The sequence below is a fragment of the Microvenator marinus genome, assembly GCF_007993755.1.
Classification (GTDB): domain Bacteria; phylum Myxococcota_A; class Bradymonadia; order Bradymonadales; family Bradymonadaceae; genus Allomicrovenator; species Allomicrovenator marinus.
Map to the genome: position 1 here is coordinate 1953189 of NZ_CP042467.1, position 13974 is coordinate 1967162.

Below are 13974 nucleotides of genomic sequence, written 5' to 3' on the forward strand. Positions count from 1 at the left end.
TCGCTACCACACCTGAGAGAATTATGAAAAGAGCCATATGTCTTAGCCCGTCCACCAAACCGTGCTAGCATCCACCAGAACCCAAGAAGAGGTACGTTCAATGGCGGCGAGCAAGGATGACGGACGTTTGAAGATCCTGGTGATCGATGATGAAGAGAGCATTCGCCATATGCTCTCCATGCTTCTCAAAAAAGAGGGATACGCAGTTCGTGTTGTGGAGGATGGTCAGGAAGGTCTCAAAGAGTTGATCGCCAACGCGTACGACCTTGTGATCTGTGACGTTAGAATGCCAAAAATGGGTGGACTTGAACTCTTGGCCGAGCTCCGCACGAGAGGCATCAAAACCACCATGATCGTGATGAGCGCGTTTGGTAATCGCGAGGTCGCCATCAAAGCCATTAAGGCCGGCGCCTATGATTATATCGACAAGCCTTTTCAGAAAGACGAGATCCTCCTGACGCTGGCAAAGGCTGAGGAGCGGCTTCACCTTCGCCGCGAGAACGCGATCCTCAAGAATCTTCAGCCCGACGAGTCTTTCGAGGGGATCGTTGGGAAAAGTGACGCGATGGATCGGGTGTTCGACGTGGTCCGCAAGGTGGCCCCCTTCGATTCCACTGTGCTCATCCAGGGTGAGTCTGGAAGCGGCAAAGAGCTTGTCGCGCGGGCCATACACATGCTTTCAAACCGAAGCGACAAGGCGTGGATTCCGGTGAACTGCGGTGCGATTCCAGAGAACCTGCTAGAGTCCGAGCTCTTTGGTCACGTCAAGGGAGCGTTCACAGACGCTCATGCTGATAAGAACGGTCTCTTCATCCAGGCCCACAAGGGCACCATCTTTTTGGACGAGATCGGTGAGCTCCCATTGAATCTTCAGGTTAAATTGCTGCGGGTCCTCCAAGAGGGTCAAGTCCGGCGCGTGGGCGATTCTCAACCCACGAACATCAATGTCCGAGTCATCGCCGCGAGCCTTAGGGACCTCAAATCTGACGTGGAAACGGGACGGTTTAGGGAGGACCTTTATTACCGACTCAACGTCATTCAGGTCAAAGTACCGAGCCTTCGAGAACGCAAGGAAGATGTCCCACTTCTGGTGGAACACTTCCTCAAGGTTCAGAACCAACGCCTTGGAACACACGTGAAAGGGCTAAGTCCCGAGGCCATGAAGATGATGATGAATTATGGCTGGCCCGGGAACGTCCGAGAATTACAGAACTGCATTGAGCGAGGCGTCGTTTTGGCCACCGGAGATCAAATCGATGTGTCGCTTCTTCCGGAACGGATTCGCGAGTCTCAAGATGCCGTACAAACCCTCTTCAAATCAGATGATTTTTCGATCAAAAGGCTTAGTGCTGCTCTCGAGCGCGTGCTTATCCAACGGGCCCTCGAAGAGACAGGCGGCAATCGTACCAACGCGGCTAAACTCCTCGAAATCTCTCACAGGGCACTACTCTACAAAATCAAAGATTACGGGCTAGAGGACCTATGACTAGAACAGCTCTTATTTTGGCGCTCAGCGCATTTTTCTTGGCGGACACCCAGGATGCCTTTGCTCAAAAGCATATGCGCTCCATGCCCAGAGATCGCTACGATAAGGCTCGCGGGAAGACTTCGGGAAAGACGTCAACCAAGAGCGGCTCTAAGCGCTCGTCCGATGAGATTACGGTCCCTGTCAACGTGGGTGTGGGCCCTGCCCTCTTTACTCTGACAGGCCCCGTAGCTGACGACCAGTTCTGGCATTATGGGCTTCGGCTCGACGTTTTTGCGGCGCTGAGTCCCGAGTTGATTCGCGAGAATTTGCACCGGGTTCCCCGTCAATACCGAAGCATGGCCAAGGGCATCAAAACGGAGGTTCGCTATTCTCCTCTTTGGTTCTTGCCGGAGTCGCTGATCATCTCGCCGTCTGACACCACGGATATTTACGGCGTGAATTTTAAGCCCATCGACCTAGGTATTACCCTCAATGAGTCGCCACGTCTGAGCGTCAGCGCCGGGCTCTTGTTGAGTTATGCCTACATCTCTTCTGAGACTCTGGAATCGCCGACCCATTTCTTAAGGCCGGGTCTTGGGCTGAGCGCGGAGTTGGAATTTCCAATTGCGGACGCGTTTAGGGTTTCTGTAGGTTGGCAAAGCTCGCTCTACCCCCCGCAAACTGTAGGCGGGCCGGTATTTGAGTGGGGTGATCTCGACGAGTCGATTTGGCATATCGGTCAAGCCTTCTTGCTCTTGCACTTCAGGTTCCCGTATACGACTAGTCTCTGATTGTTTTTGGGCGTAGAGAGCCCGAGTAGACGCACGAGACACATGAAACTTGTAGTTCCCATCGCCCTGCGCGAATACCCACACGCCGACGAAGCCCTCGAAGGCGACGATCTCTACATTGCGCAAACGGTATCCGACCCCATCATTTCTTCTTGCGGGCCGGGCCCGAAAGAGGCAATCGAGGAGATGCGGCGCGTTCTCTCGGACTTCTTGAGCCGGGTTCACCCGCGTTATTTCTGGGCTACACACGACCTCGAGCGCCCCTGGATCATCCGCGCACAATACCCGCTTTTTCGGGCTTCGATGTTCGATTGGCAGACAGGCTATAACCCACAGCTCAAAGAGTACGAGGTCGAGTCGGCGCTTGATGTGATGGTCACACCGCGTCCAGGTGGATTTCTGCAGATCAGTCTCCCGTCGATCGGCCTCGCCACTCTGGTACAACCTGAGCCGGAGGAAATGGCGGATTTTGAGGAGTTTGAGGGCGAGGTGTCGCTGGATTCGCGCCCGGCACTCAAAGAAGTCCTGGACGAGTTCGCGACCGACCTCAAAGAAAACCATCAGCTCACGCAACTGCATAGGCCTCGGCCTCTCGACATCTCGATTGTAGACGTCGAGGTGGAGTTCGAGCCGCTGGACCTAACGCGAATTGACCCCGACGAACTGTGGTCTGACGCATTCGCCAAAGAGTCCATTGCGTCAGATGACCCGGATGAAATCACCACCCCGACGCTTGATAGTGTGGCCCAAAACTACAGCCAGCTTGGGCTCTTTGAGTGTTTTGAGCGCGACGACGTGCGGCGCGAAGTTAAGGCACTACTGCTCGCCAAAGAGTCACAGCCGGTCGTGATCATCGGCGCGCCCCGCGTAGGGAAAACCGCGTTGATCCGCCACCTCGCCTGGGACCTCTTCTCCGATGAGAAAGGCGGAGCGATGTGGTTCTGTGACCCTCCGCGATTGGTGGCCAATGACCCTATGTCAGCGGGCTGGCAACAGCAGGTCAGGGATATCGTGGCCGAACTCGAGGCCACCAAAGACGTCCTATACCTCGGCCGACTGATCGAGGCGCTCGATGCCGGAAAGTACATGGGTAGCGACTACAACCTGGCGCAGTTCTTAAAGCCCACGTTGGTCGACCGCCGAATACGGGTCATCGCCGAGGCGAGCATTGAGGAGTGGACCGAGATCGAGCGGCGTGATGTGGGTTTTGCGCGATGTTTCACGACCCTTCGCCTCGAAGAGCTCCCGGCGATGGCGAATCATAGCGTGATCGCCAAAGCATCGGCGCGCGAAGCCAAGGCTTTGGGCATCACTCTTGAAGCTTCAGCCATTGAACGAGCCCGTCACCTCCAGTTTCGTTTTTCGACCGAAGGCAGCCCTGCCGGGCGCACCATCGACTTTCTCAAACGCACCTTGAAGCACGCAGCAAACCGCTACAAAACTACGGTTGGCGTGGACGATATCATCGCGTCTTTCTGCGCCGACACAGGGCTTCCAAGCCTTCTCGTCGACGACCGACGTGAGCTCGATATTGACCAAGTCGTGGCGCGTTTGATGACGCGCGTGAAGGGTCAAGATGAGGCCGTCAAACGAGTCGCCGATGTCATTGGCATCACCAAAACCGGGCTCGCCAGCGAAGACCGCCCTTTGAGCTCGTTCTTGTTCGTCGGCCCAACCGGAGTCGGCAAGACCGAGCTCGCGCGGGCCCTCGCGGAGTTCCTATTCGGAAATCACGAACGCATGATCCGCCTCGACATGAGTGAGTACAGTCATGCCGATGCGTACACCCGACTTATCGGCGAGGGCCGCGAAGATGGTGATCTCACGGGTCCTGTGCGGCGCCAACCGTTCTGCGTCGTGCTCCTCGATGAGATTGAAAAGGCTCACCCAGGTGTCTTTGACGTGCTGCTCCAGGTCCTCGGAGAGGCGCGCCTGACCGACGTCAAGGGCCGCGTGACGCGTTTTCAGAACGTGATTTTCATCATGACTTCGAACCTTGGGGTGGACTCATTGAGGCCAGCGATTGGCTTTGAACAAAATGAGAGTCAGGACAATTATGCTCGGCACTTTCGGCGCGAAGCTGAGCGGTTTTTCCGGCCTGAGTTCCTGGCGAGGATCGACCAATTCATCGCGTTTAGGGCGCTGACTCAGCCGGTCGTTGAGGCGATCGCGAGCCGAGAGCTCGAGTCCATTCACCAACGCGACGGACTTCGCGCCCAGGACGTAGATCTGACATTCTCAGACGAGCTACCGGGATGGCTGGCCGAACGGGGTTTCGATTCGAAATACGGTGCACGCCCTTTGAAACGTGTGATCGAGAGTGAAGTGGTCTGGTCAGTTGCCGAGGCGCTGGCGGCCAACCCCGCTGAGACCGGCATGTCACGTGCCGTAGATGTTTCCGTGAAAGCCAATCGCGTCAAGGCTCTTGTACGCATGGTTTCGGGGGATGCCACGGTTGCGAGTGCACGGCAGCAGCTCCTCTCACAGATCGATGAAATCTCGGATCTGAGACGTAAAGTGCAACGGCATATGCTTTCGCATATTTTCCTCGACCGCGAATGGGAGGTCGAACATTTTGACCTCTCGTCACAGTCGAGAACGTTCTGGAGTGATCCGCACGCACCGAGCCTGAGCCAGCGCGCCGAGACAGCACGAAAGGTCGTAATCCCTGTGCAGAACGTTGCCGCCGAGCTAGCCGCGCTCGAGGACCTTGCGACCGAGGCCTTCCACGCTCGTACCTTCGTGATTTCTAAGGACCTGACGGAGCGCCTGGACGAACTGAGGGACCGGGTCTCAAGGATTGGGCTTTCGCTTTTGCGTGCCGCCGAGGATGACCCCGACCGCGCCCTACTCTTCCTGATTTCGAAGCAGCATGATGACCCATGGAGAGCACGGCTCATCGAATGGTACAACAAGCGCGCGAAGACGAAGGGCTGGGAGGTTTCGCTCTGGCAACCGCTAGCGGATTGGCACGAAATGCCGAGACCCAAGGACCAAGAATGGGATATCGAAAGAGAATTCTGGGAAGAAGTACCGAAGAATCCTAGAGGCCTTGTGATCGGGCTTGAGATCACGGGTTATGCAGCGCGTCCGCTCCATATGGCCGAGAACGGATTACACCGGCAAATTGCCGTCGAGGGCAATCACGTTTGCGACGTGGTGGCGCTCGGGCCTTATGATGGTTGGCCTTTCCCGGACACGTTTACTCAGGCCCGTGCAAACGCTCAGGTCGTACGCTCGTTTAACTTCCGTACGTCCGAGATCACGATGCCGAATTCAGAGCCTATCAAGCTGGTTGCGGACAACCCGTGGCCTTTGATGGAAGAGACAGTCGAGAGCTTAGTCTGGCCGATGGTTGAAGACGATTGGGGTGAAGCGTGAAGAAGGAGTTTTACGTCTACGTGGCACAGACGAAGAAGGGACTTTATGAGGTATCCATGCCCTGGGTTCCTTCACTCGCGGAACCCCTGCGCGGCCCAAGTGCAGCACAACTCAAAGAAGAGTTAATGTTCCGACTCATCGAGCTTGCGCACACCTCATTGCCGCCGTTCTTGTTGGACAGGCTAATTCCACCGGTAGCACCGTATCTGAACAATATCTACGTCGAGATAGAGCGCCAGATCGAGCCTGACCGCCCACCCGTGTCTTTGACGGCCGTGATTCACGTGGTTGCCGGGTCTTGGGGTGAGGAGGAAGAGAAGCGCCTTTGGATCCCAAAAGCGCCGCAAGAGACCTTGGTTCTTCCAACCTTGGACGACTTGTACGCCACGGTAAATCAGTGGGTTCGCGACTACGCAGACGAACATATGCTGGACTCGCTCGAGCCCTTGCAGTCCATGCACCACGCGTATTTGGACACGATCACGGTCGATATTGGGTATCCGTCGCTTTTGGATGATGAGCGCGAAGGTCCGCCCGAGAAGCTCAGCGGTAGACTGACGAGGCCGGAAACTCTGGAACAGGTGGCCACCAATCTCTCCCATCGAGCCGAGGACTCGACCTTGAGCGCGGCGTACGGCCGTGAAAAGCTCGTCGACGAATTGGTAGATGTGTTCACGAGCAAACGCCCGATGAACGTGTGTCTGGTGGGTCCGTCGGGCGTTGGCAAGACGGCGATTGTGCACGAGGCAGCGCGGCGCGCCTGGGCCATGAACACGGCCTACCAAGAGCGCAAAGATATCTGGCAGAGTGCGGGGGACCGAATCATCGCCGGCATGAGCATCATCGGCCAGTGGGAGATGCGCACCGAGGCCATGTGCCGCGAGCTCAAAGAGCGAAAAGACGTGCTCTTTGTGGAGAGCCTTATCGGCATGCTTCATGCCGGAAAGACCACGCATGGTGACTCGAACGTGGCGAGGTTTATCGAGCCCTATCTGGAGCAAGACCATTTTGGAATCGTGACGGAGGCTACCGAAGAGACGTGGACTCTGGCGCGAAGCATGGCCCCTGGATTCGTGGACCATTTCAGGCGCATTCAAGTACCCGAGCTAGGCTACAAGGAAACTCTGGGCGTTTTGAGTGAGTTCATTCGAGACATCGAAGCGCATCACCAAGTTCGGTACACCGCTGATGCGATGGAGAGTGTGCTTCACCTCTCACGGCGATTCTTCCAGAACGATGCCTATCCAGGAAAGGCTGTTCGTTTGATCAAGCAATGCCAGTACGAGGCCCTACGCTACGTCAACGAATTCGACTGGGAATACCAGACCGAAGTGCGTGTGGACACGGACCTCGTTGCGCGCGTGGTTCAACGTCAAACAGGCCTTCCACTCACGATTTTGGAGCCTGGAAAAGGACGTGCTCCGGATGAAATCCGCAGGCAGTTTGAGTCCAGGGTTTTTGGTCAGCCAGAGGCTATCGAGGCCGTGTCTGCGCTAGTTGCCACGATTGAACAGGGGCTAAGCGACCCACGAAAACCACTCGGCTCGTTCTTGTTCATCGGTCCAAGTGGCGTTGGAAAGACGGAGACAGCCAAAGCGATAGCCACCGATTTGTTTGGGTCGGTCGAGCGTATGATTCGCTTCGATATGTCCGAGTTTTCTTCATCGATGGGTATTTCTCGACTCATCGGAACCTCACGAGATCCGGACGGAGAGTTGACCACGAAGGTAAGGCTTCAGCCGTTTTGCGTCTTGCTCTTTGACGAGATCGAGAAGGCGCATCCGATGGTCATCGACCTGCTTTTGCAGGTTCTCGGCGACGGACGTTTGACGGACGCAGCGGGGCGAAACGTAGACTTTCGAAATGCCGTGATCATCCTGACTTCGAACCTCGGCGCGGGTACCGAAGAGCGTTGGATGGGCTTTAGCGACACGAGCACGTCGGACCGAAGACTCCACTATTTGCGAGCTGCCGAGACCTTTTTCAGACCGGAAATTTTCAACCGTATCGACACTATTATCGCGTATCGGCCGCTTGATGCTGAGGCGCTCAGGCGAATCGCAAGACGCACGCTCCAAGGGCTTTTGGAGAGACGTGGACTTCGTCAGGCGCAGGTCATGGTGGACGTCGATCAGGCGTTGATCGACTACCTCGCCACGCGTTCGGTGGACAAACGGTACGGGGCGCGCACATTGGCGCACCGCATCGAGCGTACGCTTATCACGCCGCTCGCCGAAAAGTTGATTTCTCAGCCGGTGAGCCAAGATGTGACGCGAGTGGTCATCAGCCCTTCGGACGATGGAGTTCAGATGGATTTCATCCATTTGAACAAAGCTCCAAGGCCATCGGAGAAGGTTGCGCTCGCGCCGGCACCGAAGGAGCTCGCGGGTGTTGTAACGAGTCTGGAGAAGCTGCAAACGAAGCTACTCAACACGCTCAAAGACGCGCGTTTCAGCGAGATTTCGGCGCAGTACGAAACCATCCTCGACGCCATCAACAACGAAGCCAAACAAGGCAGCGTTTCGGCCCAACTCGCCGACCAGCTCACATCTCGCGAGCATGTAATCAACCAGATTGAACGGATCGAAGAGCGGCTACAGGGCCTGCACGACCCTAAAAATCCGGGTGAATTCTCGGTCCCGACCCATAGCGAGGAGACAAAATCGCGCCTCCAAGGTCTAAGCAAGATGCTGCGCGAGCTCGAAGAGGCGAGCATCTGGGCTGACGTTCAGCTAGAGAGCCTTGCGAATAGCGAGTCTGGGGTCACGCTCGTGTTTCAGGGGCTGAGCGGTCCTGCGGGCGAAATCATGAGTAAGTGGCACCGTTGGGTTGAGGTCATTCAGGAGAAGTTCGAACTCAACGGCTCATTTGCGTACCTCGACCGTTCCACGTGGCAAACCTCGCGCCCCCGAGACCTCGCACGTGCGCACGGCTTCGCCTTCAGCTCCACCGCTCCGGGCGCACGGGCAATTGCCCATTCGATCGGCGGTTTCACGTGGTGCCCAAGGCCCGCCTCAATCGGCCACCACGCGCTTTTGCATGTCGGGACGACCGATGAAGCGCATGTGAGCAGCGAAGCCCTTAGAGACGCTCTCAAGGCCAATGGCACGCCTCATATCGGTGAGGACTTTATCGAGTTCGTCGAGTCGGAAGGCCATCTCGAGGATGTCAGAACAGGCCTTCGTGTGCCTATTCCTGAGGACCGCGGGCAGAATCTGAACACGTTTATGACTCAGATTTTGGTGCCGAGATTGTACCTTCAAGACAAAAACGCGCATCAAGTTGGCGGTAAAGATTAGGAAGTTACATGCTTAAAGTAGTTTCATACAATGATGTCTCCCGTGTTCGGCGCGACCCCGTGGACGCCCAAACCCTGACGCATGCTGCAAAGATTGTGGAGGCTGTGCGTGACGAGGGCGACGCCGCACTCTCGCGCTTTGCGACCAATTTTGGAGACCTCGAGGCTGGAGCACCCCTGGTTATCTCGAAGGAAGAGTGCGAGTCCGCATTTGCCCAACTTTCTGTGGAAGATCAGGGCCTTTTGACACGCACGGCGGAACGAATCCGCGTGTTTGCGAATGCGCAGCGTCGAACCATTTCGGCAATGACCATGGAGATTCCCGGCGGCGAGGCCGGCCACGACGTGAGCCCGATGGAGGTGGCGGGTTGTTATGCGCCTGGCGGGCGCTTTCCGCTCCCATCCTCGGTTTTGATGACGGCCGTGACGGCCCGAGTCGCTGGTGTTCAGACGGTGTGGGTCGCATCACCCAAGCCTACCCAAATCACGAAGGCCGCAGCGTTTGTAGCTGGCGCAGACGCGCTTCTGGCCGTGGGCGGCGCGCAAGCTATTGCTGCGTTGGCGTACGGAACCGAGAGTGTTCCCGCGTGTGACGCCATCGTGGGGCCTGGCAATCGCTGGGTGACCGCGGCGAAACAGCTTGTAGCTGGACGGGTGGCGATAGACATGCTCGCTGGGCCTTCGGAGCTTCTGGTTCTGGCCGATGATTCTGCAGACGCTGTGACCGTGGCGGCGGACCTTTTGGCTCAGGCTGAGCACGATCCAGACGCGAGTGTGGTTTTGGTATCAACGAGCTCCGAGCTCATCGATGCCACGAACACGGAGTTGGCGGCCCAATTGGAGACTTTGCCTACTCATGAGACCGCCCGTGAGGCGCTGAAGAATAGCTACTCAGTCCACGTAAGATCTATTGCCCACGGCATTGAGTTGGCCAATCGCGTGGCCCCAGAACATCTTGAGGTGATGACCAGGGATGCGGGCAAGGTTGCAAGACAACTCAGGCATTATGGTGGGTTGTTCATCGGACATCATTCTGCCGAGGTACTGGGCGATTATGGGGCTGGCCCAAATCACGTGTTGCCCACGGGCGGAACCGCACGTTCTACCGGTGGATTAAGCGTGGCCACGTTCTTGAGAATGAGAACCTGGATGCGCATCGACAACCCTGAAGCTGCGCAAGGTCTGGTGGAAGACGCCATCACACTCGCGCGCCACGAGGGGCTTGAGGCCCACGCACGCTCAGCCGAACGACGTAAGTGAACACCACTCCATGGAGAGGTCCCAGAGGCGCTTTTCAAGGTCTGGCGTGACGACCTTGGACACGGATTTAGTGCGGCATTTGTCGTAGTAGAGCCCGTTGTCTTTGGCACATTCAGGGCTTCTCGCGCAGTAAATGGACGTCTTTGCTCCGTCCTCATTCGAGAGCATAAAGAGCTTCACAAATGACTCAATGGGGCCGGGAAGCCTACTCCAGATATTAGAGGCGACTACGCCTGGGTGCAGCGCGTAGGTATGAATACCTCTCTCGGCCACGATAGGTGCGAGCGAGCGGTTGAAACAGACATTTGCAAGTTTGGACTCACAGTACTCCGGGAACCCCGAGGTGGTTCGGGTCCGCTCTTGAAGATGGTCAAAGGAAATCCCTTTCACCCTCGTATGAGCCCGACTCGCCACGTTCACAATCCTCGCCCCTTGGTCCTTCTTCAGGTGGGGCAACAAGAGGTGTGTTAAGTAAAAATGGCCAAGATGGTTAACTCCAAAATGAAGTTCAAAACCATCCGTCGTAATACCCTGCTGCCCTGCTAGGCCGGCGTTGTTGATCAAGATGTCAATTTCCTGACCTTTAGCTGCCCACGCATCACCGAATTCTTTTACACTTTGGAGAGAGCCAAGGTCCAGGGGCTCGAAGCTGAGTTGGGCGTCCGGAAGTTCCGACTTTAGCGCCTCCATGGCCTCTTCGTTGCGCTCTCTGGAACGTCCGGCAAAGACGATATGGTGACCATCTTGGGCAAGTTCTTTTGCAGTGACATAGCCGATACCTGAATTCGCGCCGGTGATGATGATGGTTTTCATATGAACTCTCTGACCTTTAATTGCGACACAGTACGTTTCGTACCGCATTAGACACAGGAACGTTGAAGTACGAAACGTTTCGTACCGTAATGATAAGTTCTACTTCGCATTCCCAGGACGCCTCGTAATCTTGAGCGCGCGCTTATCTAGGACTCGCTCTACTTCAGCAAAGTCCACACCATGTCTAGCCAGAGCCACACTCAGGAAATAGATTAGGTCCGCGGCCTCTTGAGCCACGTGGTCGGCCTCCTGAGCATCCGCAAGCTCCCCTGCCTCCTCGACGAGCTTCGCTCTCAACAAGGCATCGTCTTCCAGAAGACGTTTGGTATAAGAACCCTCAGGCGCGCGCTCCAACCTCTCCTGAGTGGTCTTGAGCAGCCCCGAAAGCCCGCGGTAATCCCCGAAACAGGTGTCAGTCCCGAGATGGCAAAAACCCTCACCCTGCTGGCGCACCACAAATTTCAACGCGTCCCGGTCACAATCCAAGACGATCTCCAGAAGCTCCTGAGTGTTCCCGCTCGACTCCCCCTTTATCCATAGTCCCCGCTTTCTGCTCTGATACACACCCTGGCCGAGTTCCAAGGCCTTCTTAATGCTATCGAGAGATGAGTACGCAAGGCCGAGGCTTTGCCCTCGCTCGTCGGTCACCACAGTTGGCCAAAGACCATCAGGACGGTCTGACTTCAAAGGCGCGGCAATCGCAGCACCTAAGTCCATTGAGCCCGAGTAGAGAGCCATTCCCACTTGGGCGTGCACACCCAACCTATCTAGCTCCGCAATCTCTTCCACCGTGGTCACGCCTCCAGCGATGGTCAGTTCTCGCCCCTGGGCTGCCTCGATCAAGCCGGCCACGCGCCCCATATCCGTTCCCTGCATCCTCCCCTCTTTCTCCACAAAAGTGACAAGGAAGCCCGATACATAAGGGGCGAGTTCGGCCATTTTGTCGGTGATACTGGCGCCGGTCTTGGTTCTCCAACCGTCGACCACCACCTCCCCTTCCACGGCATCAAGGGCGGCAATCACCCTCTCTGCAGGGAGCTGACTCAGAATTTCTGGCGTTGCAGCAGTCCCCAATACGATTCGATCCGCGCCCAGATCTAACCACTTACGCGCGGTCTCTACGTCCCGGATACCACCACCCACACGGGCACGCACAATCTTCAACAACTCTAAGATGGTCTCAGTATTGTCTCCCTGCCTAAGAGCCGCGTCTAAGTCCACGATGGCAATCTCTCCAGCCATGGCAAACTTGCGCGCGATCGGTCGTGGGTCCCCTGCATCTATTTTGAGCTCTTTTCCGCCCACCAACTGGACGGCGTTTCCGCCCATGAGGTCAATACTCGGCACGATCATTTCATCAACTCCTGCTCTCGGGATACCGATGCCGCGAATCTATGCCCAATTAGACACGGCTTCAAGCATCGGCTGGAAGTTAGCCGCTTGCGTCTTGCCTCACGAGACGAGACTATACACCAATGATTCACCACCGACTCATCGCCCCCAATTTTCATGTCGGACCCTATCCCCACTCCGGCATAGAAGTGGCGCCGACACTCTTCGTTGACCTCACTCTCCCTGATGAACGACCCGGGTACGCTGAACTACTTAGCTCAACAGGTGCCCAACACCGACGGTTCCCCATCCCTCCGGCGGAAGAAGACTTCGATACTCGAATGATCCGACGGGCAATTGACACGATTGAGGCCGAACTCAACGATGGGGGAAGTGTCTATCTCCACTCCTCGGACGAGAGGCGAACGGGCTTCTTGATGTCATGTTGGCTCGTGGTTCGGGACGAATCGGAACTTGCTCTCAAGTCCGCTCCCGCAGAACTTGTGGGCCAAGTTCAAAAGTGGTGTCAAATCTGGAACCTTGAAGAGACCGTCCGGTCCCTACTTCCTGCACAAGAGACGGAAGATACGGACGATGCCATCGACGACCTACTCGCCTCTACCATTGACGAGTTCATAGACATCAAGAACCAACTGCTTATCTCGCCCGACCACCAAAGACATCAGGCGGTGGCACGCGGGCTTCAACGCATAGGCCACCCAGACTCGATCCCTTATATTGAGACGGTATTCGAACAAGGCTTCGACTTCCTTGCCTATACGTGCTCAGACCACGATGTGATTGCGAAATGGTTTAGCTGGCTCTTGTTTGATATCGGCACGCCTGAGGCACGAGCTCTTTTGGTAAAGCTTTCTAACTCTCAGAACCCTGATATCGCCAGGGAGATGACTTATCGCCTCTCAAAGTGGCCTACGTGATCAGTTGGAAAACCACTTGAGAACGTCTTGAACTCTCGGCCTCGCGTCCGCCCCTTGGAATGGCTGGCCATGCGCCATCACGAAGTTCTCAAAGGGCATCTCAAGAAAGGCCTTTACAGCCACGGACGCTGCGGCCCGATCTTTGACGGCAAACTTCACCAGACGACTTAGCGCAAGACGCCCACGCGTTCCCGTCAAGGTGGTCACAAACGCTGAGAATAGGTCCATCTCGGTGCCCAAATTGAAGACAATATCGCAGACAAGACCAGTCTTTGTGGGTTCGTGATAAAAGAGCCACTCATCCATAAGAGGTGCGCCTTTGACAGCAAACGCTTTGATGCCCAGGTCCTCAAACGCGTCCTCGCGGAGCTCCTCGTCAATTCGAAGGTCTGGTCGCTTTTTCTTGAGCCGTCTCGGTGCCCAAACCACCGCGTCTGGAAAGGCTTCCTGGGCTGCACCCATGAAAAGGTGGTGCATCAAGCTCGGTGAAACCAGTACATCCACGGAACCCAGAGCTTTGACCGCTTCGATGGTTTCAGCATCCATTCTGACCGGCGACCACATCCAGAGGTGTCCGGGACTCGTCTCGAAGATCACGGCTCGACAAGGGAGCGTGAAGCCCGCTGCTTTCACGGTTCCAGGTATCTCCCAGAGGCCCGGGACATCTTCAAAAATCTGCTTCAACATTTTAGG

The 13974-nt window shown here is 56.2% G+C and carries 9 protein-coding genes; 6 read left to right on the plus strand and 3 right to left on the minus strand.

What is annotated here, in order from left to right:
- The first annotated feature begins 100 nt into the window (after positions 1-100).
- From FRD01_RS08190 to hisD, 5 genes are read left to right on the plus strand one after another with little or no spacing between them, the layout of a single operon-like run.
- The gene (locus FRD01_RS08190) at positions 101-1486 is read left to right on the plus strand and encodes a sigma-54-dependent transcriptional regulator (RefSeq protein ID WP_146958907.1); all 1386 of its coding nucleotides are present in this window, start codon (positions 101-103) and stop codon (positions 1484-1486) included.
- Positions 1483-2259, plus strand: coding sequence for a hypothetical protein (locus tag FRD01_RS08195; RefSeq protein WP_249756112.1), 777 nt, complete (start codon positions 1483-1485; stop codon positions 2257-2259). The genes FRD01_RS08190 and FRD01_RS08195 overlap by 4 nt, the downstream gene beginning before the upstream one ends.
- A gap of 42 nt (positions 2260-2301) precedes the next feature.
- Complete coding sequence (locus FRD01_RS08200; protein ID WP_146958908.1) at positions 2302-5640, plus strand: AAA family ATPase; 3339 nt, start codon at positions 2302-2304, stop codon at positions 5638-5640.
- The gene (locus FRD01_RS08205; RefSeq protein WP_146958909.1) at positions 5637-8939 is read left to right on the plus strand and encodes an AAA family ATPase; all 3303 of its coding nucleotides are present in this window, start codon (positions 5637-5639) and stop codon (positions 8937-8939) included. Before FRD01_RS08200 ends, FRD01_RS08205 begins: the two co-directional genes overlap by 4 nt.
- Positions 8940-8947: 8 nt before the next feature.
- Positions 8948-10198: a histidinol dehydrogenase gene (gene hisD, locus FRD01_RS08210; protein WP_146958910.1), complete on the plus strand. Its 1251-nt coding sequence runs from the start codon at positions 8948-8950 to the stop codon at positions 10196-10198.
- Here the strand turns inward: hisD and FRD01_RS08215 are convergent.
- Entirely contained in the window at positions 10178-11011 is an 834-nt protein-coding gene (locus FRD01_RS08215) for an SDR family oxidoreductase (protein WP_249756113.1), read from the minus strand. The genes hisD and FRD01_RS08215 overlap by 21 nt on opposite strands.
- A gap of 99 nt (positions 11012-11110) precedes the next feature.
- Positions 11111-12364: a phosphoribosyl-ATP diphosphatase gene (gene hisE / locus FRD01_RS08220; protein WP_146958912.1), complete on the minus strand. Its 1254-nt coding sequence runs from the start codon at positions 12362-12364 to the stop codon at positions 11111-11113.
- A gap of 122 nt (positions 12365-12486) precedes the next feature.
- Here hisE and FRD01_RS08225 point away from each other — a divergent pair, with 122 nt between their 5' ends.
- Positions 12487-13281, plus strand: coding sequence for a protein-tyrosine phosphatase family protein (locus FRD01_RS08225; protein ID WP_146958913.1), 795 nt, complete (start codon positions 12487-12489; stop codon positions 13279-13281).
- On the opposite strand, the gene FRD01_RS08230 is transcribed toward FRD01_RS08225, so the two are convergent.
- On the minus strand, positions 13282-13968 hold the full coding sequence (locus FRD01_RS08230) for a DUF4336 domain-containing protein (RefSeq protein ID WP_146958914.1): 687 nt from the start codon (positions 13966-13968) through the stop codon (positions 13282-13284).
- Positions 13969-13974 lie beyond the last annotated feature (6 nt).

What these genes read in the sequence shown, in the direction of transcription:
- FRD01_RS08190 (WP_146958907.1), top strand. Translation starts at nt 101, where the DNA reads ATGGCGGCGAGCAAGGATGACGGACGTTTGAAGATCCTGGTGATCGAT.
- FRD01_RS08195 (WP_249756112.1), top strand. Translation starts at nt 1,483, where the DNA reads ATGACTAGAACAGCTCTTATTTTGGCGCTCAGCGCATTTTTCTTGGCG.
- FRD01_RS08200 (WP_146958908.1), top strand. Translation starts at nt 2,302, where the DNA reads ATGAAACTTGTAGTTCCCATCGCCCTGCGCGAATACCCACACGCCGAC.
- hisD (WP_146958910.1), top strand. Translation starts at nt 8,948, where the DNA reads ATGCTTAAAGTAGTTTCATACAATGATGTCTCCCGTGTTCGGCGCGAC.
- FRD01_RS08215 (WP_249756113.1), bottom strand. Translation starts at nt 11,011, where the DNA reads ATGAAAACCATCATCATCACCGGCGCGAATTCAGGTATCGGCTATGTC.
- hisE (WP_146958912.1), bottom strand. Translation starts at nt 12,364, where the DNA reads ATGATCGTGCCGAGTATTGACCTCATGGGCGGAAACGCCGTCCAGTTG.
- FRD01_RS08225 (WP_146958913.1), top strand. Translation starts at nt 12,487, where the DNA reads ATGATTCACCACCGACTCATCGCCCCCAATTTTCATGTCGGACCCTAT.
- FRD01_RS08230 (WP_146958914.1), bottom strand. Translation starts at nt 13,968, where the DNA reads ATGTTGAAGCAGATTTTTGAAGATGTCCCGGGCCTCTGGGAGATACCT.